Genomic DNA, 23,254 nt, shown 5'->3' with positions numbered 1-23,254 from the left:
CAAAGCCCAGCTTTAAAGTTGGGCTTTACCCTATTTGGAGGGGTTCCCGAGTGGCCAAAGGGATCAGACTGTAAATCTGACGGCTCCGCCTTCGGTGGTTCGAATCCACCTCCCTCCACCATATTAAAAAAAACCGTCTTTATTAGACGGTTTTTTTGTTTCTACTCTCCTGAAAACTATTTCCTGATCACCTTTTATCCTCTGGTCATACTGACGAAGGTCAGTATCTCAGGGAATATTTGAATAAACGGAGATTGCGGCCTGCGCTACAATGACAGACTGTGACTTCGCCACAATGACAGGCGTTGACTGAGTCATACTGACGAAGGTCTTTATCCTTTGGTCATACTGACGAAGGTCAGTATCTCAGGGAATATTCGAATAAACGGAGATTGCGGCCTTCGCCACAATGACAGGCTTTGACTGAGTCATACTGACGAAGTCGATATCTTAAGAAAAATACTAAATCGGATTGAATTTAGAAGGTTTAATAATACAGGTAGAAATTAAGTTGGTGTTTACTCTTCTTCGCTTTCTTCATGATCGGTGAGTTGCTGATATTTTTCTTTAAGTACAATGTACCTTGACGTTGAATAACTACTGGTAGGTAAGTTATCCATGTCATTGATAATATCAGAGGCTCTTTGAATATAGTTATCGTCAACAGGGCTTTTCTCATAGGCAACAAGGAATACTTGCAATAGGTTTAACTTTAAACCTGTATGATGTGGAATAATCCGCAAAGCACTAGATAGCTCATTAACTGCTTCTGAGAATTGATTTTGCTTGTAGTAGCTCATGCCTATTTCTATTGCTTGCTGTGCTTTAATAATATTGTCGCTAATAGGTTTCGTTAGGCACGAATCTATTTCTTTGAGTAGGTCTTCATCAGATGCATTATCTTGAGCAAGTTGTTGCAGTATATTTGCAGCACGCTGTTCTCGGTCTAAACGCACCAATGCTCGCGAAGACTCTAGCTTTCCTTGTGTTGACATATCATGCTGATGGTTATCAAGAAGCTTTTCTGCGGCTACTAGGCTGAGCTTAGCTGGCTGTTTTTCTTTTGTCGTAAATTGAAGGCATGCTGTCAATAATTGCGATCTGATTTTCAATTCAACATCATCAAAGTCCTTCGTCATTAAACTCAATGCGCTAAATACTTTATTGTTGAGTTTTCTTGCCTGATCAATTGGCATTTCATGGATATGTTCTAGCACGGCCTTTGCAAACAAAAGAGCATTCTCGGGATGATTATGAATCGAGTGATAGGCTAATTCATTCGTTTTCTTCAATGCGTTTGTCGCTTTTTCAAATTGTTCATTTTCAAGACATACATTTGCGTAGAGTTTTAAGCGACCAACAGATCTTGGAGATATGAGTAAACACCTTTCTAACGTGTTCTGCGCACTGGCATGATTTTCTTGCGCCTGATAGGTTTTTGCAAGCCAATCATATGCGCTGAGGTATCTATTGTTCTCTTCAATAATTTCTTTAAAATATTGTTCCGCTTTATCAAATTGTTTGTTTTCGAAAGCGACTTTACCTAAGCCTATTTTTGCCCAGGTGCAACTTGCTTCATTTTGATATTCTAAATAGATATCTTGCGCTTCAGCGTATCGCTTCATGTTGAAGTATTGCCTAGACAAAATCCCCATACATTCCGATTCGTATTGGGTACCTTTAGCTATCGTTTCTTTAACTAACTCGACGACGTTATTCTCATCGCCTTCATCAAGTGCCCTGTATACCTTCGCCATACTTTGCTTTTTTACATAACTGCGTAATAAGCGCTTTTTAAGGTCTTGCAGTGTATATGGTTTAGCAATGTATTCGTCAGGTTTATGCTCGAGCGCAGCCAACACCATAGCTTCAGAGACTTCAGCAGTTATGATGATGATAATTGATTGTCGTTGAATTAAGCTTTTAGTTTTAAGCTCCTCGAGTACTTGTTGTCCGTTTTTTTGATTTTCACCCAGATCGTAACCGAGAAGAACAACATCGTAAGCAACGCTTTCACAAGCTGAGATAGCATCTTTAGCGAAGGAGACAGACTCGACTTTTACATCACCTAGGGAATAAGCAAATTGCTTTAAGGTATCACGAGACTGCTTGATATTATCTACAATCAAAAAACGCTTATTGGCAAAATTAAGGGTTGTCATTCTGTTACATCCTGTGGCGGCTTAAGGAACAGCGCGCAACCTATTTGAAGAGAAAATGCTTTGCATAAGATGTAAATATATAAGTTGATGATTCTAATATCAATGTTCTCATCATTAATTACGTTTATGTACTACTTAATATTACGTTTTGCATACAATCTATTAACAGTCATAGGGCATACAAACGCGTTACAATAGCTCAACTGTTATTAAGCATAGATTGAGTAAGGTAAAAATGAAAAAAATCTTGATTGTTGAGGACGATAGTATTGTTTCAACGACGCTTAAAAAACAATTTGAAGCTTATGGTTACGAAGTGTTTCAAGCATTCAATGGTGCAATCGCGATGCGTAAAATTTTGTCTGTAGCGCCTGATCTTATCCTGCTTGATATAGGTCTTCCTGATAAAAGTGGTTACGATGTTTGCAAAGAGATTAGAGCTTTTTACGATGGTGGCATTATCTTTTTAACAGCTAACGATAACCCTAAAATTGAAATTGCTTGTTTTGACCTTGGTGCAGATGATTTCGTTTCTAAAACAGCACCATTTGAGGTATTGCTGCAACGCGTTAAACGTCTAGATAGAGTGTTTGATAAGCCCTTATCAGAACAACTATTGTCAGATGATGGTATGGTATTTAATGCTAATAACTTTGAATGTCGGTACCAAGGGATTACCATTCAATTTACACAGGAAGAGTTTGAACTATTTTATTACTTAGCGCTTAATGAAGGTAAACCACAATCACGCCAAAACCTTCTGCATATATTGAAAGGGTTACAATACAATGGTGTTGACCGTTCTATTGATATAAAAGTGGCACGTATCCGTAAAAAGGTAAAAGAGGCAGGTTTACCTACTAATATTATTCGCTCGATAAGAACCAAAGGTTATCAATATAACTGCCCATCTAAATGCTGATGGACATGGTATTATTCGTTAAAAGTTTCTACAAAATCAGCTTTAACCGCCAGTATTTCATCAAGTGATTCGATAAATAAATCGGCTAAACGTGGATCAAAATGCTTACCACGTTCTTCTTTAATTAAGTTGATTGCATTTTCAACGGGCCAAGCTTTTTTGTATGGACGTTCACAGGTTACCGCATCAAACACATCTGCAATCGCGAGGATACGAGCAATGAGAGGAATATCTTCACCTTCTGTACCAGCAGGGTAACCTGAACCATCATACTTTTCGTGATGTGTTAACGCGACGGTTTCAGCCATTTTAAGTAAGACAGAGTCGCGACTTGATAGTATCTCTGCACCAATCACAGCGTGTGATTCAAGTTCGTCATGTCGACTTAATTATTTCTGATTGGATTTTGCCTGATGAAAGCGGTAAAGAGTTACTGATAAAAGTTAGAGCAAATGAATCAACTGATCGGATTCGACATCGTTCATTTACTAGTACGCAAATTGCCACAGAAGCGGCTCCCCGAGGAGCAAAAGTGTCATTTTTTGAATCGGTAAGTAATGCGCAATTTTTTGAAATTACTGTCTTTAATCCGGGCGCTGTACCAAATAAAGTTAAAGATAAATTTTGTGACAAGTAGGTGACGAAGGGCAAAATTAACGGTTTAGAGCTAGGTACGTATACCGCTAAATTGGTTTGTGAAACCCTTGCCGGGTCAATAGCGTTAGATGCTAGGGAAAATGAAACCCGTGTTATTGCTAAGCTACCTAAAGCATAACAGCGTACCAATCCTGTTGGTTATCCATTGACATTTTTTCATTAATTTTTTGTTACAATATTCCCGTCAGATAGAGTAAAAACCAATCGTCCATTTATAGACATTGCTTGTCCTTTTCAATAGATTGCTTAATCCTACAAGAAAAATAACCCATTGGAATACGCATGAAATTTAAAGTAGCAACCTTGGCTTCTGCATTAGCAGTTGTGTTTACCGTTAGCGGCTGTGGTCAACAAGCTGAAACATCAACCACTGCTGAAAAGGTAAGTGAAGAATTAACGCATCAAGTTGCCCTAAACTATCCTGAAACTAAAAGAGGTACAGTGGTAGATGAATATTTTGGTACAAAAGTTTCTGACCCATATCGTTGGCTAGAAGATGATATGAGTGAAGAAACCGCGCTATGGGTTAAAGCTCAAAACAAAACCACGTACAGCTACTTAGATAAAATCCCTTACCGTGATGCCATCAAGGAACGTCTTTCGACTTTACTCGATTATGAAAAAGTAGGCATGCCATTTATCGAAGGTGAATATACCTATTTTTATAAAAATGATGGTTTACAAAATCAGTATGTGCTTTATCGCCAAAAAGGTGAGGGTGAAGCTGAAGTGTTTCTTGATCCAAATACTTTTAGTGAAGATGGCACGGTTTCACTATCAAGCATTGAATTTTCACAAGACGGCTCTCTAGCTGTTTACCTCATTTCAGAAGGTGGTAGCGATTGGCGAAAAGCACGTGTCATTGATACCAAAACGCTTGAAATTATTGAAGAAGAACTAATAGATATTAAGTTCAGTGGCCTTTCATGGGTAGGTAACGAAGGCTTCTATTATTCAAGCTATGACAAGCCTGAAGGTAGTGAGTTATCAGCCAAAACAGATCAACACAAACTGTATTATCATCAAATTGGCACTAAACAATCAACAGATGCACTTGTGTTTGGTGGAACTGACGCTGAGAAACACCGGTATGTAAGTGGCTACGTAACCGACGATAATAGATTTTTGCTTGTTTATGCATCTGTATCAACTTCGGGTAACCGCTTGTTCATTAAAGATTTAAAAGATCAATCAAGCGACTTGATCTCCATATTAGATGAACCAAACTCTGATACCTATGTTTTAGACAATGAAGGTGATGACTTACTGCTTGTAACAAACTTAAATGCGCCAAATAAACGGGTAGTTAAGGCGAGCTTTTCTAATCTTAAACCTGATGCCTGGCAAGACGTGATTCCTGAAACTGAAAACGTACTCTCTATTTCAACGGGTGGCGGATATCTATTTGCTAAATATATGAAAGATGCAACCTCATTAATTCAGCAATACAAAACCGATGGTACGAAAGTGCGCGATATAGCGTTACCTGAAGTTGGCACTGCTGGCGGTTTTGGTGGCAAGGAAGAGCAAAAAGACATTTATTACTCATTTAGTAATTCAAAAACACCAAGTACTATTTTTAAGTTTAACGTTGATAGCGGTGAGTCAGCTGTTCATAGCAAATCTAAAGTGCAGTTTGATAGCGACAAGTTTGAATCAAAACAAGTCTTTTACACGTCAAAAGATGGCACAAAAGTACCGATGATCATTACCCATAAAAAAGGTATTGAACTAGATGGTAGCAACCCAACGATTTTATATGGCTATGGTGGCTTCAATGTTAGCTTACAACCACGTTTTAGTTCTACGCGCGCAGCATGGCTTGAGCTCGGCGGTGTATACGCTGTTGCCAACTTACGTGGTGGCGGAGAGTACGGTAAAAAATGGCATGACGCAGGTACTAAACTTCAAAAACAAAATGTATTTGATGACTTTATTGCTGCTGCTGAATACCTCATCGAGAAAAAAGTGACTTCTTCAGAAAAGCTAGCGGTTATGGGCGGCTCTAATGGTGGTTTACTTGTCGGTGCAGTGATGACACAACGACCTGATTTATTTCAAGTGGCGCTACCTGCGGTAGGTGTTCTAGATATGCTTCGTTACCATACCTTTACATCAGGTGCTGGCTGGGCATACGACTACGGTAAATCTGATGACAATAAAGAAATGTTTGAGTACTTGCTAGGCTACTCACCATTACATAACCTAAAAGATGGTACTGACTACCCTGCAACTATGGTCACGACAGGTGATCATGATGACCGTGTAGTACCGGCGCATTCATTTAAATATGCAGCACAATTACAAGCAAGCCATGAAGGCAGTGCGCCAGTATTAATTCGTATAGAAACAGACGCAGGGCATGGTGCGGGAACACCAATCAGTAAGACGATTGACCAGTATGCTGATATTTACGGATTTACTTTATATAACATGGGCATAGAAAAATTGAAGTAAATTTGTTAACTTTCTAAGCCTACCAATCAAAGCAGCTATCCATTTCAATAGCTGCTTTTTTTATACACTTTTATGTCAATAAAGGGTTAATTTGCTACTATAATCGACTAATATTGTTAACAGTCGCTAATGAAACGTGCTAAATAAATTACTTATCAAGTTTCGCTTTCCCACCTTTACTGAACTTATCGTTTTGGTTTTGTTGCTATTTATTAGTTCAAACCACCTACAAGCTGCGCCGGTTAATTTGAATGAAATTAAAGACAATGCTGTCGGAAAGTCTGTTTTATATTTTCAAGAAACGAAGCAAAGACTCAGTGTAGATAATGCAATGGCGCTTTTTAGCGATGGCTATGCTACTCAAAGTACCAACGATTCCGTTTCTTTAGGTATTGGCGTTTCCTCTGTTTGGCTTACCTTTGATATTGAAAACCCAGAGAATGTGCAAGATTATCGACTCGCCGTTGAAACGCCTTGGTTAGATATTATTGATACCTGGTTGGTAAGAGATGGGCGGGTTGTCAGGCACATTAGAGGTGGTGATGCGATGGCCTTTGAAGAACGGCCGATGCAATACCGCTTTTATGCTTTTGAACACACATACGATATTGGGAAAACGCAGATATTCATGCGCGTTGAGTCGTTAGGGCCAATGGCTATTCCTATTCGGTTAAGTCGTGTTGATAAAGCGATTAGCAGAGATATTGCTGCTGGTTATCAATATGGTTTCTTATACGGCATTATGCTGGCGTTGGGCTTATACAATCTGGTTTTGTTTGTGTTTGTTAGACAAAAAGAATACGGTCTTTATAGCCTTTATTTAATTGGTTTTGTCATCAATAGTTTGTCTTATACAGGACAACTTCATGCGGTCTTCACGCCAGATTACGGTCCTTATTTTCAAGACTGGACCGACATATTTTTGATGATTACTTATAGTGTGGCGGGGCTGCACTTTGCTAGACATCTACTTGATACCAAAGCCTATGCGCCTAAGCTAGATCAATTTGTGATCAGAACGACCATCATTATCCCTACGGGTATGATGTTTGGTTTTTTTTTAGACGAGTTGGTTTTCTCTATTAATTTGGCATTTATTCTCAATTGTGGCTTTGTTACGTTATTTATTGCGATGGGTTGGTATGCCTTAAAAGAGAAAAAACCATTTGCCGTTATTTTTCTATTCTCTTCAGTAGTTGCGGCGATATGTATTACCATTTCTTCGTTAGCTGTTGCGGGTATTCTTGTGCCGTACAACGATTACACCTTTAAAGCGATAGAAGTAGGTATGGCATTTGAAGCTATCGTTTTAGCCATGATTCTAGCGCGTCAATTTAGAATGGCTAAACGCGATAAGGTGATAGCTGAGCACCACGCACGAAGTGATGCCTTAACGGCCTTAAATAATCGCTACGGTTTTAAAGAAATTAGTGCGCCAATTTGGCACCATATTATTCGTAAACAACGCGATGTTGCGATTGTGATTATTGATATCGATGACTTTAAGCAAGTAAACGACACCTATGGCCACTACGGTGGTGATATTGTGCTTAAAGAGGTTGCACGCTCTATTCAGGATATTGCTCGCAAAGATGATATTACAGCACGTTGGGGCGGCGAGGAGTTTATTATCTTTTTACCCGAGACTTCTCAAAGTCAGGCGAATATTCAAGCCGAACGCTTACGTGAAAAAATAGAAAGCCAGCCTGTTGCTGTTAATAAAGTGAAGCCATTTACATTGACGGTCAGTATTGGCGTAGCCGGCACTGAATTTGGTGAGTTTAATGAAAAACCTCTGCAAGAGGTCGATCTAGAATATATGATTAATCAAGCAGATAAAGCACTATATCAAGCAAAAACCACGGGTAAAAATAAAGTGTGTTTGGCACCCTGTATAATGGCGAGTTAATGCAAGCTAGATTTGAGAAAACTGCCTGATCAAGTTGTGATATACATTTATGGAATTGAGCAACGCTTCTACACAACTCCACTTAGCAACAAAAATTGATTAGCGAATTCTGTGATTAACCTTTAGAAACGAAGACTATTTTTTAAGGCTTAACTATCAATTAGTTAAGCCTTTTGAGTTGTAATATCATAAAGAGATTGTCTTCGTTCTTAGCAAAATGTCTTCGTTATAATTCCTTCAATCTAATTAACACGCCTGTCCACATGCGACACCTGAGCTCCATGCGAACTGGAAGTTGTAACCGCCTAACCAACCAGTTACATCAATTACCTCACCAATAAAAAACAAGCCTGGCACCTTTTTACTTTCGAAAGTTTTTGAAGAGAGCTCATCGGTATCAACACCGCCTAAAGTGACTTCTGCCGTGCGATAACCTTCTGTGCCGTTTGGTTTTATTTGCCACTGATGTAGGTATTGTGAAAGGTAAGTCACTTCGTCATTGCTCATTTGGTTAATGCTTTTATCGGTAATGTCTTTGTGTTGAACCAGCATTTCTACAAAGCGCTTTGGCATGATGGTAGCCAGCATATTTTTTAAAGACTTTTGTGGGTGTTGGTCACGCCACGATTTAATCAATGAATCAATTGGTGTGTCAGGTAGCAAATCAATAGTGACTGCTTGGCCAGCTTGCCAAAAAGAAGATATTTGTAAAATTGCTGGTCCAGAAATGCCGCGGTGAGTAAACAGAATGTTTTCGCGAAAACTTACGCCATTTTCACTGGTTACTTTGGTTGGCAAACTAATGCCTGAAAGGCCATCAAATTTCTGTTTGTCGTGATCATGTAATGTAAATGGCACTAAAGCAGCTGTTGTTGGTAAAACGTTGAGTTCAAACTGTTCAGCAACTTTATAACCAATTGGCGTTGCGCCCAGTTTAGGCATAGTGAGCCCACCACTAGCGACCACCAAAGATTGGCATTGATAGGCAGTGTCTGTCGTTTTAACAATAAAGCCTTCCGCTTGCTTTTTTATTGAGAGTACTTCGCTGCGCATCGCCACGTTAACTTGCGCCCATTCACATTCGGTCATCAAAATATCGACAATATCTTGTGCGCCATTATCACAAAATAACTGTCCCAATGTTTTATGATGAAAGGGCATGGCGTGGCGTTCAACTAACTCAATGAAGTCTTGTGCGGTATATCGGCTAAGGGCAGATTTTACAAAATGAGGATTTTGACATAAATAGTTTTCAGGACTTGCGTTTTCATTCGTAAAGTTACAGCGCCCCCCGCCAGAGATAAGAATTTTTCTGCCGGGCTTTTTACCCATGTCTACTACAGTAACAGACTTGCCTCGATAACCCGCAGTAGCGGCGCACATCAAGCCCGCTGCACCTGCACCAATAACTAAGACATCTGTTTGTTTCACTGCTAATCCTCACCATATTTGATGGCGGCATTATAAAAGTTATTGGTCTTAGTAGCTAGCAAGCTTTTGAACTGCACGGTTTGTGCACCATGTTAAAGCTACGTAAAGCTGCGTAAAGAAACGCAAAGAGTTCGTAAAGGTATGAACTTGTCCCTAAGTCATGTGTTCTACTACCTCGGACTGCGCAATATGCAGCAATTATAAAATGACTTTACTGAGAGTTTGGGAGTAGTATGTTTAAGCAAAAATTAGAAAAAAAACCTTGGCTGATCAAGTCAACGTGTACCGCCTTGTTAACCAGTTTACTGGTAGCGTGTGGCTCAAGTAGTGATGATAGTGGCGTTGGTTATGTAAAGTTTTATAATGCATCGAGTAATGCACCAGACATTATTTTTACCGTCGATGAAGATTTAGAAACCAGTGAAACTGATGCAGTTGAAATTACCTATAACGGCTTAGGGTATGGTGAGGCGTTAAGCTATGCACAATACCCATCGGCTAGTTATTTCTATGAACTTGCTTGGCAAGATGATGACAGTTCGGAACGTTCTGAGTTAGCCATTATTGATCAAGGCCCACTTGAAATCACAGAAGACACCATGCATTTTGTCGTTATCGACAACGATGTGCAATTGGCACAAGTGAGCGTTTATCAATATCCAATGATTGCTGACGATGACGATGATACCTACGACCTGTTTAATCTACGTGTACTCAATAGCCAAGAAGTGCCTCTTGATGTCTATTATTCGAAAACAGACGAAACCTTTAATGAAGCGATTCTGTTTGATACAGCTAACTACCAAACCTTGTTAGAAAATCAAAAGCTAGAGCAGGGTAGCTATATTTTCTATTTAACAGCTAGTGGTGATACAGACGTTGTTTTTGAATCTGAAGAAGTTGCGTTTTCTTATTCTGCGCAATACTTAATGGCTATTCGTGAAAACCCAAGTAATAGTCAATCGCCATATTTGATGGACCGTATTTCAAATACTGCGATAGTGGCATTGTCAGATGTGAATGCTCAGGCGCAAGTTTCTTTTTACAACGCAATTGGTCTTGCTGATGAATACTTTCCTGAATATCAAGGAGAGGTAGATGTCTATTTACAAGGGACAGATAACGACCCAGTCGCTCAAGCAATAGCCATTGGCCAATACACCGAATCAGTTGTTAATGAGAATGGCGATTTTAGCCTAGATGTTCTCATCAGTGGTCAAAACCAATCGTTGTTGAAAAACCATCTTTTATCCTTACCTGAAAATAGTGCAAAAACCGTATTTCTATATGGTGATGAAGAGTATGTCGATGAAGACGGTGACGGTGATGTTGATGAAGACGGAGATGGGCAAGTTGATGAAATTGAATTTACCGTGCACAGCTTGGTCGTTGATAACAGTCAATTAACGGGCCTTTACAGTCATCAAGTCATGTTAGTCAACTTGATTGATGACGAACTTTATAGCGCAGTTAACGCATATTTTGTGCGCTCAAGTGAAACGATTACTACGGCGGATAATAAACTTGCTGCGGGTTATGCAGACACCGATAGTTTAACGCTCAATAACAATACCTATGAAGTCTACTTAACAGCGAAAGATAACAGTAGTGATGTTATCTTAGCGAGTTTTGAAATGATCTTAGATGAAACCTCTAGCAATCAGTTTTTAGTGATAGAAGAAGACGATAATTCGCCAACGGGTTTTAGTGCCACATTACTAGCACAACACCTGCTAACTAATAGCGAATAACCATAAATTTCAGACAATAAAAAAGGCTTCATTTGAGAAGCCTTTTTTTAACAGTGTTAGGTGTTATTCACCAGTGCTTGTCATAATACTTGGAGAGCCTGTTTTAGCTAGCTCAGCAAGGTCTTTATCAATAAAGAATAGTGCTTGACCGTTTTCACCAACCAATTCAATTTTATCTAAAATACCTTTAAATAACTTCTCTTCTTCGTGCTGCTCAGCAACATACCATTGTAGAAAGTTGAAGGTCGAATAGTCTTGGCTTTGGAAAGCCGCGTGCGCTAGTGAATTAATGCGCTCGGTTACTAAACATTCGTGCTTGTATGTTTCTTGAAACACGTCACCTAAAGAAGCAAATTGATGAGATGGCGCTTCAATAGTGCCTAAAATTGGCAGAGCACCGGTTTCACTCACGTAAGTGAATAAGCGGTTCATGTGTTCCATTTCTTCAATTGCATGCTTGCGCATAAACTCAGCCGCACCTTCAAAGCCTTGCTCTTCACACCATGCACTCATTTGTAAATACAGGTTTGAAGAAAAGAATTCTAAATTGATTTGATCGTTAAGCTTGTCGACCATTTCTGGTTTTAACATGATGCTCTCTCTATTTTAAAAATTTATAAACAGGATTCTGCCTGTAACTACGATAGAACTCAATAAAAAGCTCACAAAAAAGTTAATAAAAACAGTTATTTAAAATGATAATTGTTCTTGTTTTCAGTATGTTATAAATCTTTTAAAACCACTTCAGCCTTACTTACTTCAAATTCTTTAGGGTTTTCAATGAATAAGCTCGTAACTTCATTATTTTCAATGATCATTGCATAACGTTTTGAACGTAAGCCGCCAAACTCACCGGTTTCCATCGCTAAACCTAAGGCTTGGCTATAACTGCCATCGCCGTCAGCCAGCATCATAATGTTGTCAGCATTTTGAGCGTCGCCCCAAGCAGACATAACAAAGGCGTCATTTACCGATAAACAAACAATTTGATCTACGCCTTTACCAAAGAGCTCGTCGGCTTTAACAACATAGCCAGGTAAATGTGCTGCTGAACATGTCGGGGTAAACGCACCCGGCACAGCAAATAAGACAGTTTTACGGTTAGCAAACAGTTCAGCTGAATTATGAGTGACAAGGTTGCCATCAACTAATTGTTGTAGGTGGCCAATAGGCATTTTTTCATTAACTTTAATCATTATTTCTTCTTATCGTATTGTTGAGAATTTATTTCATTTTGATGGGCTTACAAAGAAAGCCTTTGTCATGTGCGCACCGTGCACAATCCTTGCAAACAAATCTTGGTTTTTCAAGCAGGTGAATGAGCTCATGAATACTTTTTTCAATGTCCTTTTTCTTCCACTTACATAGAGACTTGGCCATAGGACGTTTCCTAATGTTTTCTTGTCTACAGTATATTGCCAGTGTCGCTAGTGAGATTGCACAAGTTCATCGTAATCAAACGACACTTGTCTGCGGCTAATTGTTGTCACAAGAAGGTATGTTGATGTTCTTGCTTAATTGTAGTTTAACATGGCGGAGAAATCATTAGCCCAGCACCGTGAGTGCTAGGCTAACTTGAGTGTTATTGAAGGGTTTTACTAATGTCTTTGACCTGTTGCGCAACATCATCAGAAATTGTCTTAGCGCGTGATTTTGATAAGTTTACTTCTTCATTCACTTGTACCATTGCAGTTTCAAAACGGGTGAAGTGAGTACGCTGTTCATTGATGTGAGTCAGTGAATTTTGTGATACTTGCGCTGAGGTTACGGCTTGCTCAACCACTACCTCTGCGTTGTTTTTTAACGATAGAGCAATGTCTTTTTGTTTGGTGGACGCTTGCTCAATGTCAAAGATGGTGTCAGTGAGATCTTGGCTCGCTTGATTTAACTGCTCTAGTCGCTGGCTTACTTGATTTAGTGAGTCTTGTGTTTTTCCGGCGAGTTGCCTTACTTCGTCAGCAACTACCGAGAAACCGCGACCATGTTCACCAGCACGCGCCGCTTCAATAGCTGCATTCAATGCTAATAAGTTGGTTTGATCGGCAATAGAACTAATCACATCGACAATTAAACCCACTGATTCCACTGATTGGCTTAAGGACTGAATCGCATTTTTGCCAGATGTCGCAGCTTGATTTGTCGCATCACTTGCCGTTAATACTTCCGTTGCCATTTGCTGGCTTTCACCCATTGCTTGTTGAGTTGCTTGCGCATTTTCAACGACTTGGTGAGATAGCGTGTTAACGACTTCAGTGACTTGTGACAATTCCGTCATGATGTTATCTACAGCAGTGAGTTGCTCAGAAGTTGAATTTGATGACGTTAGAATTTGATAAGCTTGGCTTTCCATGGTTTCCATGGCATTGGCGACTAACGAAAGTTGTTCCGCTTTTTGTTTATCTTCTTCCGCCAGTTTATTTACCATCTGGTTAAAGCTTGATGAAATTTCGCCTAACTCGGTTTTTGGCGAAATCCCTGTAATGTTATCAACGCGTCCTTCTTGTACTAAAGACACGAAAGCGTCACGTAGTTTGCGTAACGGGCTTAATACAACAGAGCGCATCAACCAGTAGTTACTTGCCAAAAATGTCGTCAAGAAAACAAGCATCACCACCACAATCACTTTTAACTGTTGGTTAATTTGCTCTTGTTCTTCAAGAATAAAGGTTTCACTCGCTTTAATGGTTTGTTCAAGCTCGGCAACGTCAGCTTGCAGAATACTTAGCCCTTGCTGGCGCTGAGTGATTTGATCGAACGTATTACCTAAATCATTTAGGTAACGATTCAAAATCGAGTTGAGCTCGTCAATAGCCTCTTGGCTAAGCTCTGTTGCGTCTTCGTCTTCATCAAATAATAGGTCGTCTTCATCGACATCTGATTCGTCAAAGATACTTAACGACGGCATATTTTCTAATCGAGCGAGTAATGCTTTGAGGTTGTTTGTTTCTCGATTAATAGATTGTTGCGTGGTTTGTTGATTTAAAAACAGCTTTTCTCGTTGTAACGATAACTGAGTGATACCGTGATGAATGGCTTGTATCGTTTTTAAATAGTCAATGCGTTCTTGTTGATTGATTTCAGTACTTTGCTCAACGTAATCGGCCAATGATTGGTTACTGGCAAGCATGCCTTGTTCGCTATTGCGTAAAAGCACCATCGGGTCGCCACTTTGTTTGCCCATTGCACGATACTTTAGCGTTAAATCTTGCTTTAGCTGCTCTGCTTGTGCACTAAGTTGGTTTGAAAAGTTAGCAATATTTACTTCGCTAGCGAGTTGTTTAATTTTGTCTAAGTGAGATTCAGCTTCCGTTAATAAACTGGCGTCGCCTGAAGATAGGTAGCTGGCTATGGTACGGTAGAAATCTACTTCCGTTGTCTTTTTAACTGCCTGATATGTTGAAAGCCTTTGTTTGCTGTCGGTGAGTGTTGTTGCTACATGATACATAGCAAGAAAGAACAATACGGTGAAAAGGCTAATTGCTATGACTGAAAGTCGAGAAAATGATGAAACACGCAATCGGTAAATCTCCTAAAGAACGAAATAACTATTCTCGGTGATTTATATTTCACTTTTGTTTCAGTTAAGTGACGCTTTTATTACTTGTTGTTATGGCATACAACCGTTTTGATAACTTTATGCTTTAGGGATGCCTTGTTTAACATAAACGTCAAAACGGTTTTTCTTCATTTTAATGCTCGTGGAAGGTTTCTTGCCTGCTATTGGCTCAGCGTAGTTTGGGCGCTTAACTACAACGCGGTACTTAGCCAGCTCAAATGCTGGTTCAAATAATTTGTCAGCATCTAGATCTTCACCAACTAAGGTTTGAAAAACGCGCATTTCTTTCTTAACCGCTGCTGACTTTTCACGATGTGGGTACATAGGGTCTAAATAGACAATATCGTGTTCACCATATTGCTGCATTTCGTCAATTGAAGAGCAGTGTTGTAATTGCATGTTTTGGGCAATTGTTGCGGTCTCTACATTAAGTAGAGCACGCTCAATACCATTTTCTAATAACGCGGCAACTGCTGGAACGCGCTCGATAAGGGTAACCTGACAGCCTAAACTAGCTAGGACAAAAGCATCTCGGCCTAACCCTGCCGTGGCGTCTAACACCGTCGGTGTAAAACCATGTTTAAGACCAACGGCTTTAGCAATATCTTGACCACGGCCACCACCAAATTTTCGACGATGAGCACTAGCGCCTTCAACAAAATCGACCAATACGCCACCGAGTTTCGGCTCATCTAATTTCTTTAACGACAATGTTTGGTTATCAACCTGTAAAAGGAAATCGATATCTTGCCTGTGCTTTGCCGCAGCAGCATCGCCGATATATTCAAATTGCCATTGTTGAGCAATTTTCTTTGCTAAATCGACATCAACTTTGTCGCAATAGCCCAGTGCAATAGTTGGCATATTGTTATTCCGCCTGTAGATGATTATCGCCGGTTGCGATTGCCACGAGTCGACTAAGCTGTTGGTAGCTTAGCCCGCTTTCTTGATGCCACTGATTAAAGCACGCTTGTATGGCTTGATGACTTTTTTTGGCGTTAACACCGCCATCAATTATCTTAAATGCACGCATATAGGCTTCAATATCTCGTGAAAGAAGAAATGTATCTTTACCGAGCGCTCTTAATGCATATGGACCGGTGTTACCGCCTAAGCGCGCGCCTTCTTTTTTTAAGTACGCCCATAAACCAATAATGTTGTCGGCTGGCCAGTTGGCGATAAACTCGGCAAATGTATGACCATTTTGTTGCTCGTTGAATATCATTTGAGCGTTCGCTTTTATCGTTTTTACTTTATTGAAGTTGCGAATGATTTTGGGATCACTTGCTTTTCGCTCTAGCATTTCTTCTGGCATCATGAGAATTTTTTCAATATCAAAGGAAAAGAAAACCTCTTCAAAATCAAGCCATTTCTTTTCAACAACCCGCCAAACAAAGCCCGACTGGAAAACTTTCTTGGTAAAATGCGCTAAATAGCGCGCATCTTGCTGCGCCAGTAATGCATGTTCATTTGGCGCGTCACCAATGAGTAAATTAACATTGGCGAGGCTACCTTTACGCTCTACAGCGCGCTGCAATAACTGTTTAAAAGACTCTTGCGCCATTATTCAATTCCGCTATGACGTAAAAGAGCACCTATTTCTGGCTCTCTGCCACGGAAGGCCATAAACAATTCAGCAGGCTCTTGAGAACCACCTTTCTCAAGAATATTGGTCAAGAATGCATGACCGGTATCCGCGTTAAAAATGCCTTCTTCTTCAAATTTAGAAAAAGCATCTGCTGACAATACTTCAGCCCATTTATAGCTGTAATAACCCGCAGCATATCCGCCACCAAAGATATGACCAAAGCTATGTTGGAAACGATTAAATTCAGGGGCTTTTATTACCGCAACTTGCTGACGTATCTCATTTAATACTTTTTGAATTTCATCACCACGTGCCGGTGAATAATTGGCGTGCATGGTAAAGTCAAACAGGCTGAACTCTAGCTGGCGTAGCATTTGCATCGCTGATTGAAAGTTTTTAGCCGCTAACATTTTATCGAGTAAATCTTGCGGTAACGGCTCATTGGTTTCGTAATGACCAGAGATGAAAGCTAATGCTTCAGGTTGCCAACACCAGTTTTCTAAAAACTGACTTGGTAGCTCAACCGCATCCCATGGCACGCCGTTAATACCTGAAACACCACTATCACCAATTTTAGTTAGCATATGGTGAATGCCATGACCAAATTCGTGGAATAAGGTGACCACTTCGTCGTGTGTAAATAGTGCAGGTTTATCGCCAACAGGGCGATTGAAGTTACAAGTAAGGTAAGCGACAGGTAATTGAATGCTGCCATCAGCTAATTCACGACGACAAACACATTCGTCCATCCAGGCGCCACCACGCTTTTTCTCTCGTGCATAAAGGTCGAGATAGAAGCTACCGCGCAGTTGATTCGTTTCGTCAAAAATATCAAAAAATTTGACGTCTTCATGCCATACATCAATATCATTGCGTTGCTTGATAGTGATATTGAATAGTTTGTGTACTACTGTGAAAAGCCCATTTACTGCGCGCTCTTCAGGAAAGTATGGTCGTAATTGTTCGTCAGAAATTGCGTAACGATCTTGTTTAAGCTTTTCGCTGTAATAAGGTAAATCCCATGCATGTAGATCAGTTTTGTTGTGTTTTTCTTTGGCAAATGCAATCAGCTCTTGGTAATCATTCTGGCCTTGTGCCTTTGATTTGTTGGCTAAATCATGTAAAAAACCAAAAACCTCATCAGGTGATGACGCCATTTTTGTTGCTAACGACTTTTCAGCAAAGTTACTAAAGCCTAATAGTTGAGCAAGCTCATGTCTCAATTCGAGGATCTCGCTCATCACAGCTGAATTGTCATATTCACCAGCGTTAGGACCTTGTTCAGACGCACGTGTAGCAAAGGCTCGGTACATGGTTTCGCGCAATGACTCGTTATCAGCGTACATCATGACAGGTAAATAACTTGGAAAATCCAAAGTGAATAACCAACCAGATTTATCTTTGCTGTTGGCTAGTTCTTTTGCAGCATCTTTCGCGCTTTGTGGCAGACCAGATAATTCACCTTCACTTTCAATAGTTACTGTGAATGCTTGAGTCGCGTCGAGTAAATTATTACTAAATGTTGAACCTAACTCAGATAATCGCGTAACGATTTCGCCATAACGCGCTTGTTCGGCTTGCGGTAAAGCAATACCAGAGAGTTTGAAATCGCGCAGCGCGTCGTTAATCACTTTTTGCTGCGGTGGTGTCAGCGATGAGAACGCTTCGCTGTGCGCGATTTGTTCATAAGCTTGGTATAAGCCTTTATGTTGACCAACAAACGTCGAGTATTCCGATAGTAGTGGTAAGCACGATTCATAGGCTTCACGCAGTTCATCACTACTTTTTACTGAGTTTAAGTGGCCAATCGGTGACCATAAGCGACTTAACTTGTCGTCAGCATCGTCAATCACCATAATAAGGTTTTGCCAAGTGTAGTGCTCGTTGTTTGCCAATGCACTTTCAATCACGGTTTTGCAATGTTCAATGGCAGAGGCGACATTTGTTTTAATTGCTGAAGGTTGAATGTTTGAGAATTGGGGTAATAAATCCGATTGTAGTGATGCGTTTGTCATAAAGAGCTTATTGTTGTTCATGATAGTTAATATGTAGTGACGAATAAGCATAAATTCAAGCATTTATTCTGTGTTTATCCATGATAAAACCTTATAGATAATAGGTTTATTTTTTTGTAATCTATAATGAAACTTGTGCTGTAGCAAAATGTTACATTGCTGTTATTCAAAAAGTGGTTGGTGTGAGTGAAGTGATTAGGCTTTCTGTTTTATTTTTCGCTTTTTTATTGGCTGTGGTCGCCAAGGCAGATGAGTACCATAAAGTTGTGCATTTAGACACAGATAGTGGCTTATCCCAAGGAACGATTAATCAACTAATTCAAGATAAAAAAGGTTATATCTGGGCATTAAATGAGAATGGCGTTGATCTCTTTGATGGCTATCGATTTAGATCCTTTAAGGGGCCAGACGATGTTTTTGCCGATGATATTGCTCAAGATATTTTGCAGGATACGAATAGCAATATTTGGCTGGTATTAGAAAAAAAAGGCTTAGTGTTTTTTAATCCAGAAACCAATGACTATCGTTCCGTTTATGCTCCGTCAAATCGCTTTGATGATTATATTATTTCAATAGCGTTGGCCGATAACAACAAGCTGTTGATGTTGACTTCTACATCGCTGCTAAGTGTTGATGTTCATTCGTATCAAGTCACTCAATTAGCCGAACTTAGTGGTAAGTTTCAAACACCTTATGCGGTGCTATCGTTTTTAGTGCATGACAATACGGCAATTATTGGTACCCGAGAAGGTTTATATATCTATGATTTAGCCAAATCAACCTTAGTGAAGTTGCCGCTCGTATTACCTAACCAGCAATCAGATCAAAAGCTTATTTTGGAAGCTAACAAAATATACCGTTTAATTATCGATATTGAAGGCACCCTATATATTGGTACTAACCGCGGTATTTATTCGGCAAATTTTCAAGCATTAAAACAAGTTGCTGGTAGCGACGAGTCTTTTGCATATCAACAGATTGAAAGCAGTGCCTCGGTGTGGGATTTTCACTTACTTGATAACTCGCTTTATGTGGCTACCGAACAAGGCTTATATGCCTATCGGCTAAACAGTAATCGCATAGAGTTAGTTACAACCGCCAACCAACTATCCGATAAAATTAGTGATGAACGTGTGATCCATGTATCGAGTGATCATCTAGGACGGTTGTGGTTAAGTACAAGCTCTCGTGGCTTATTGGTGTTAAGTAAGCCTAGTGCTGCAATTGACAATACGGTCTATTCTCGCAATACCATAAACAGTTTACCGGTTGGCGATGTTTGGGGCTTTGAGCAGTCGCCAACTAACCCTGATGAATTATGGATAGGTACGTCTAACGGTTTAACGAAAAAGAATCTTCAAACCAATGATTACCGCCATTATTACCAAGATCTAACCGACAATTACATGTATGGCGAAAACCATGTATATCAGTTGAGGTTTATCAATCAAGATGAGCTACTTGTCATAACGGGTTACAACAGTTACCTTTTAGATATGCAAAGTGGCTATGTTGATTTCTTTGATAATAAGTCTGAGATAAAGTCGCTACTCAATGGTGACTATAATCAACTCATTTTTGATGAAAATAATATTGGCTGGTATATCAGTCGAGATGAAATAGTTGTTATTGATTTTAATCAGCGGGCGATAGTAAAACGCTATCACTTTGAGGAGAACGGCCTAAAAGGCAACTTAGGATATTTTCTACAAAAACTAGATGAACATCATGTTTTGTTTTCAAGTGGCAATGCGCTTTATACATTGAATGTAGACACTCAACAGACGATAAAAGTCTATGATAATGCTGGTGTTGCTGGTGCTGAATGGTCTCCTTTTATCAATTCATATATCGACGAGTATAACCAGCTTTGGCTAGCCACATACGGCGATGGGATTATCGTTTTAGATGCATCAAGTTATCAATTAATCACTGAAATAAACTATAAAAGTCATGATATCAATAATAATGTCTATGGTTTGATAGCAGATAGTGCAGGTGATATATGGTTTAGTAGTCATAATGGTATTTACTCGATTGACCCCAAAACTAAAGAAATACGTCATTTCAACGAGCTAGACGGCCTAGTAGGAAAGGAATTTAATTTAGGTGCGGTGTTAAAATTAACTAATGGTCATATGGCTTTTGGCTCTACTGCAGGCTTTAGCCTCGTCGATCCAATATTGTTAAAAAAACTGTCGGAAGAAAAACAGATTTTTGATGTGCAAATCTCTAATTTTCAAGTGCTATCAACGGAAAAAGCATTCCCACTATACACCTCTCAAAATATCACTGTGCCATTGAACTACGATGATGTCGGGGTGCGCATTGAATTTACTGACTTTGATTTCTTAAATATGGGGGAACAAAAATATGTTTTTGAACTCCAAGGTCCTGAGTCAATTAGGTTCCCAGCAACAAAAGATAACTTTGTTGTTTTTCCTCGCTTAGCCTCTGGTAAACATACATTAAAGGTGACTTCTGTGTCGCCTGATTCTGGTGTTGAATCTAAGCCTCTTAATATTCACTTTGCTGTTTCCTATGCGCCATGGAGCTCTCCTTTAGCTTATACACTATATACAATTGTCGTATTAACGCTTTTATCGCTGACTATTTATCGACGCCGCTTGCGTCAATTAGCGTTACTAAAAGCCCATGAAGAAGTTAAATACCGTGAGAATCGATTACAGCTGGCACTTAAAGGCAGCAATAGCGATGTCTGGGATTGGCAGGCTGGCGATAATATGCTGTTTTCACAAAGAATCAACCAAGAATTGGGTTATCGCTATGCAGAAAGTGCTTATCATTTTTCACAACACCTCGATTTGATTCATGCAGAAGATAAAACTGAATTTCTTAGTGCTTGGCAAAAGTTTTTACAACGTGCCGATCTTAATGAAAACTTTGCTTGTACCTATCGTCTAAAGGCTGAAAACGGTGATTGGTTATGGTTTAAAGACCTTGGAAAAATTGTATCCCTTGATCAAAGTGGTAAACCTAATCGTGTAACAGGCTCTTATACCAATATTACGGAAACGAGAGCCGATGAGGAAAGGGCACAATATTACGGGGAAGCTTTCGCTCAAACAAAAGATTGGGTGGTTATTCTTAATCACGATCTAACGAAAATAACCGCTAACCAAGCGATTCGTGACGTATTTGGTTGGGAACAAGAAGACTTACCTATCGCTAAGTTTGCAGCAACACTCCCTCCAACCAAGCGACAGCATTATATCGAGTTAATTCAAGCACTCTCGCCAGGTGAAAGTTGGCGTGGCGACGAGCTAGTCACCATTGAAGGCGGCAAAGAATATCATGTGCTTATTAATATCACGGTGGGTGTATCGCAACATGATAAACAACAGCACTATGTATGCTTGATTACGGACATTACGGCGCAAAAAAATGCCGAGCAAGAGCTTCGCTATATGGCCAATTACGATCATTTAACAGGGCTGCCAAATAGGACGCTGTTACTTGATCGAATTGAACATGCCATGATGGTTGTGCAGCGCCATAATTCAGAGATGGCATTACTGTTTATCGACCTAGATAGATTCAAACAAGTTAACGACAGCCTAGGACATGACTATGGCGACATGCTATTGAGAGTTGTCACCGAACGCCTAAAAAATGCGTTGCGCACAGAAGATACCATTGCCCGCTTAGGTGGTGATGAGTTTGTTGTGTTGATTGAAAACTATGAGCAAATGAAAGATGTTGCAAGAATTGCACAAAGCATCATTGATTGTTTAGCACAGCCGTTCACGTTAATCGAACATATCGTCACTATTGGCGCGAGTATTGGTATCGCTATTTCCCCGTTTAATGCCAATGATTCTGCTGAGTTGCTCAGAAGTGCAGACATTGCCATGTATCATGCAAAACAAAATGGGCGCAATCACTTTCAGTTTTTTACTGAACAAATGAATGAGCAAGTTGCTGAGCGAGTAAAACAAGAAACGCGTCTAAAATTTGCGCTCGCAGAAAGTCAATTTGTTAATTATTACCAACCTATTATCGATACCCAAAATAAGAAAAGTGTTGGTGTTGAATTACTACTGCGTTGGCCAACGAAAGACGGCATGATTTCACCGATTCAATTTATTCCCATGGCTGAAGAGCTTGGACTAATTGGTGAAATGACGGTTACATCATTAACTAAAGGTCTAGAACACGTTAAGGCTTGGCGTCAAATCGTGCCTGACTTTTATCTATCGCTAAACGTATCAGCGGTGCACTTCAATGATAAAGAATTGATACGTCAGGTACGTTGTTTATTAGAAAAATTCGACTTACCAGCGCGCGCATTGAAAATAGAGATAACCGAGTCTGCATTGATCAAAGAGCCAGATAAGGTCACTGAAACCATGAATGAGCTTAAACAAATGGGGATAGAGCTCGCTTTAGATGATTTTGGTACTGGTTATTCGTCACTGGGTTATTTAAAGCAACTACCTCTCGATATTATTAAAGTTGATCGCAGCTTTACAGCGGGTATTGGTGAAGACCCTACAGATCAAGCGATTGTTGACGCAACCTTAGTACTTGCCAATAGCTTAAATAAGCGCTGTGTTGCTGAAGGTGTTGAAACACAACAACAACTTGATTACTTAACAAGCCTGGGTTGTCGTTACATTCAAGGCTACTTATTTAGTAAACCAATACCAGCACAGGATATTGGTGATAGGCTTGCAAAAGAATATAGAGACACCTAAGTTGGCTGATATTCTTGTGGCAATGCTTGTAATTCGACACTTTATGCCCAACTATTACTTCAAGCATTCAAAACACGTGAAGGTTAAT

The 23,254-nt window shown here is 39.8% G+C and carries 16 protein-coding genes and 1 tRNA gene; 8 read left to right on the top strand and 9 right to left on the bottom strand.

The genetic code is table 11. The features are described from left to right. The first annotated feature begins 36 nt into the window (after positions 1-36). Positions 37-121: transfer RNA gene (locus QQK02_RS08440), tRNA-Tyr, on the top strand. Positions 122-518: 397 nt separating this feature from the next. On the opposite strand, the gene QQK02_RS08435 is transcribed toward QQK02_RS08440, so the two are convergent. Beyond that, positions 519-2,162: a tetratricopeptide repeat protein gene (locus QQK02_RS08435; RefSeq protein WP_284207558.1), complete on the bottom strand. Its 1,644-nt coding sequence runs from the start codon at positions 2,160-2,162 to the stop codon at positions 519-521. A 235-nt stretch (positions 2,163-2,397) separates the two neighbouring features. Here QQK02_RS08435 and QQK02_RS08430 point away from each other — a divergent pair, with 235 nt between their 5' ends. Then, the gene (locus QQK02_RS08430; RefSeq protein WP_284207557.1) at positions 2,398-3,084 is read left to right on the top strand and encodes a response regulator transcription factor; all 687 of its coding nucleotides are present in this window, start codon (positions 2,398-2,400) and stop codon (positions 3,082-3,084) included. Positions 3,085-3,095: 11 nt separating this feature from the next. On the opposite strand, the gene QQK02_RS08425 is transcribed toward QQK02_RS08430, so the two are convergent. Then, positions 3,096-3,440 (bottom strand): HD-GYP domain-containing protein, encoded by a 345-nt coding sequence (locus QQK02_RS08425; protein WP_284207556.1) that lies wholly within the window; start codon positions 3,438-3,440, stop codon positions 3,096-3,098. Here QQK02_RS08425 and QQK02_RS08420 point away from each other — a divergent pair. The 4 genes from QQK02_RS08420 (at position 3,416) to QQK02_RS08405 (ending at position 8,107) form a co-directional block, all read left to right on the top strand. Next, positions 3,416-3,721: a response regulator gene (locus QQK02_RS08420; RefSeq protein ID WP_284207555.1), complete on the top strand. Its 306-nt coding sequence runs from the start codon at positions 3,416-3,418 to the stop codon at positions 3,719-3,721. The two genes, QQK02_RS08425 and QQK02_RS08420, sit on opposite strands and share 25 nt — an antisense overlap. Continuing rightward, positions 3,722-3,859, top strand: a complete 138-nt coding sequence (locus QQK02_RS08415; RefSeq protein WP_284207554.1) for a hypothetical protein — start codon at positions 3,722-3,724, stop codon at positions 3,857-3,859. A 164-nt stretch (positions 3,860-4,023) separates the two neighbouring features. Beyond that, positions 4,024-6,198 (top strand): prolyl oligopeptidase family serine peptidase, encoded by a 2,175-nt coding sequence (locus QQK02_RS08410; RefSeq protein ID WP_284207553.1) that lies wholly within the window; start codon positions 4,024-4,026, stop codon positions 6,196-6,198. 136 nt (positions 6,199-6,334) lie between these two features. Then, positions 6,335-8,107: a sensor domain-containing diguanylate cyclase gene (locus QQK02_RS08405; RefSeq protein WP_284207552.1), complete on the top strand. Its 1,773-nt coding sequence runs from the start codon at positions 6,335-6,337 to the stop codon at positions 8,105-8,107. Between the two features lie 246 nt (positions 8,108-8,353). Here the strand turns inward: QQK02_RS08405 and QQK02_RS08400 are convergent, their stop codons facing one another. Continuing rightward, entirely contained in the window at positions 8,354-9,538 is a 1,185-nt protein-coding gene (locus QQK02_RS08400) for a BaiN/RdsA family NAD(P)/FAD-dependent oxidoreductase (RefSeq protein ID WP_284207551.1), read from the bottom strand. 233 nt (positions 9,539-9,771) lie between these two features. Between QQK02_RS08400 and QQK02_RS08395 the strand changes: the two genes are divergently transcribed. Continuing rightward, positions 9,772-11,289 carry a hypothetical protein gene (locus QQK02_RS08395; RefSeq protein WP_284207550.1) on the top strand — a complete coding sequence of 506 codons (1,518 nt, stop codon included), beginning with the start codon at positions 9,772-9,774 and terminating at the stop codon, positions 11,287-11,289. 63 nt (positions 11,290-11,352) lie between these two features. Here the strand turns inward: QQK02_RS08395 and ftnA are convergent, their stop codons facing one another. The 6 genes from ftnA to prlC all read right to left on the bottom strand — a co-directional run bounded on the left by ftnA (position 11,353) and on the right by prlC (position 18,448). Then, positions 11,353-11,880 (bottom strand): non-heme ferritin, encoded by a 528-nt coding sequence (gene ftnA, locus QQK02_RS08390; protein WP_284207549.1) that lies wholly within the window; start codon positions 11,878-11,880, stop codon positions 11,353-11,355. A 131-nt stretch (positions 11,881-12,011) separates the two neighbouring features. After that, entirely contained in the window at positions 12,012-12,485 is a 474-nt protein-coding gene (locus QQK02_RS08385) for a peroxiredoxin (RefSeq protein ID WP_284207548.1), read from the bottom strand. A gap of 386 nt (positions 12,486-12,871) precedes the next feature. Then, positions 12,872-14,806 carry a methyl-accepting chemotaxis protein gene (locus QQK02_RS08380; protein WP_284207547.1) on the bottom strand — a complete coding sequence of 645 codons (1,935 nt, stop codon included), beginning with the start codon at positions 14,804-14,806 and terminating at the stop codon, positions 12,872-12,874. 117 nt (positions 14,807-14,923) lie between these two features. Beyond that, on the bottom strand, positions 14,924-15,709 hold the full coding sequence (locus QQK02_RS08375) for a class I SAM-dependent methyltransferase (protein ID WP_284207546.1): 786 nt from the start codon (positions 15,707-15,709) through the stop codon (positions 14,924-14,926). A gap of 4 nt (positions 15,710-15,713) precedes the next feature. Then, positions 15,714-16,409 (bottom strand): DNA-3-methyladenine glycosylase I, encoded by a 696-nt coding sequence (locus QQK02_RS08370; protein WP_284207545.1) that lies wholly within the window; start codon positions 16,407-16,409, stop codon positions 15,714-15,716. After that, complete coding sequence (prlC, locus tag QQK02_RS08365) at positions 16,409-18,448, bottom strand: oligopeptidase A (protein WP_284207544.1); 2,040 nt, start codon at positions 18,446-18,448, stop codon at positions 16,409-16,411. The genes QQK02_RS08370 and prlC overlap by 1 nt, the downstream gene beginning before the upstream one ends. Positions 18,449-18,630: 182 nt before the next feature. Here prlC and QQK02_RS08360 point away from each other — a divergent pair, with 182 nt between their 5' ends. After that, the gene (locus tag QQK02_RS08360) at positions 18,631-23,166 is read left to right on the top strand and encodes an EAL domain-containing protein (protein WP_284207543.1); all 4,536 of its coding nucleotides are present in this window, start codon (positions 18,631-18,633) and stop codon (positions 23,164-23,166) included. Positions 23,167-23,254: the final 88 nt, after the last annotated feature.

The organism is Thalassotalea eurytherma, assembly GCF_030161415.1.
Classification (GTDB): domain Bacteria; phylum Pseudomonadota; class Gammaproteobacteria; order Enterobacterales; family Alteromonadaceae; genus Thalassotalea_G; species Thalassotalea_G eurytherma.
The sequence above is the reverse complement of the archived record's forward strand: the minus strand, read 5'-3'. Positions and strand labels throughout refer to the sequence as shown.